This window comes from Frigidibacter albus, assembly GCF_009908165.1.
GTDB classification, from domain to species: domain Bacteria; phylum Pseudomonadota; class Alphaproteobacteria; order Rhodobacterales; family Rhodobacteraceae; genus Frigidibacter; species Frigidibacter albus.
The window spans coordinates 1-1,459 of the sequence record NZ_JAAAUC010000038.1; the positions used below are offsets into that span (position 1 = coordinate 1).

Genomic DNA, 1,459 nt, shown 5'->3' on the forward strand with positions numbered 1-1,459 from the left:
GCACGTCTTCCGGCAGCAGCGCGTCGGGCAGGTTCTGGAAGCAGACCGGGCGCATGAAGCGGCGGATGGAGAGGGTGCCGACGCTGGTGGCGCCGAAGTTGGTGCTGGCGGGATAGGGGCCGCCATGGACCATCGCATCGGCGACTTCCACGCCGGTCGGGAAGCCGTTGGCCAGCACGCGGCCGGCCTTTTGCTCCAGCACCGGCAGCAGGCGGCGGGCGAGGTCGATATCGCCGTCATCCATGTGGATGGTGGCGGTCAGCTGGCCCTCGAAGCCCTTGGCCAGCGTCTCCATCTCCTCCGCGCCGCTGACGCGAACCACGAGGCCGAGGGGGCCGAAGACCTCTTCGCCAAGCGCATGGTCCTGCAGGTAGCTGGCGGCGTCGGTCTCATAGAGGTTCGGGGCGGCGGTGCGGCCCTCGCTGCTGGTGGCCAGCACCGGCTGCACGGCGTTGCGGCCGTCGAAGCGGGATTTGCCGTCCTGGTAGGCCTTGGCGATGCCGTCCGTGAGCATCACCTGCGGCGCGACCTTTTCCAGCGCCTCGGCGGCGGCCTTGACGAAGGCATCGCCAGCGGGGCCGGTTTCCACGACCGCGATGCCGGGATTGGTGCAGAACTGGCCCGCGCCCATGGTCAGCGACCCGGCCCAGCCGGCGCCGATGGCGGCGCCGCGGGCTTTCGCCGCCTCGGGCAGGATGAACATCGGGTTGACGCTGCCAAGCTCGCCGAAGAACGGGATCGGCTCGGGCCGCTGCGCGCAGAGGTCGAAGAGCGCCCGCCCGCCGCCGAGGCTGCCGGTGAAGCCCACCGCCCGGATCTGCGGATGCTGGACCAGCGAGGTGCCCACGTCGCGCTTGCCGCCCTGGATCAGGCTGAAGACGCCCTTGGGCATGCCGCAGGATTCGATGGCGGCGAGCACCGCCTCGGCCACGATCTCGCCGGTGCCGGGATGGGCCGAATGGCCCTTCACCACCACCGGGCAGCCGGCGGCGAGCGCCGCTGCGGTGTCGCCGCCCGCGGTCGAGAAGGCCAGCGGGAAGTTGGAGGCGCCGAAGACCGCGACCGGGCCGATGGGCCGCTGGATCATCCTGAGCTCGGGCCGCGGCGGGGTGCGGTCCGGCAGCGCCTTGTCATGCCGGCGGTCGAGGTAATCGCCCTTGAGGATGTGTTCCGCGAACAGCCGCAGCTGGCCGGTGGTGCGGCCACGCTCGCCGTTCAGCCGCGCCTCGGGCAGGCCGGTCTCCTCGGTGCCGATCTGGGTGACGGCGGCGGCGCGGGCCTCGATCTCATCGGCGATGGCACCCAGGAATTTCGCGCGGTCGGCGCGGGAGGTGGCGGCATAGGCCGGGAAGGCCGCAGCCGCCGCCTCGCAGGCCTGATCGACCAGATCCGGCGTGCCGACGGCAAAGTCATGCGCCGGGCCGGAGGCCGGCTCCGACCGGAAGGTCGCCGCGCCGGC

At 72.2% G+C, this 1,459-nt stretch carries 1 protein-coding gene; it reads right to left on the reverse strand.

Annotation, left to right across the window (positions count from 1 at the left end; genetic code table 11):
- On the reverse strand, positions 1-1,459 hold a 1,459-nt coding region (locus GVY41_RS20045), incomplete at both ends, for an aldehyde dehydrogenase (NADP(+)) (protein WP_161348738.1).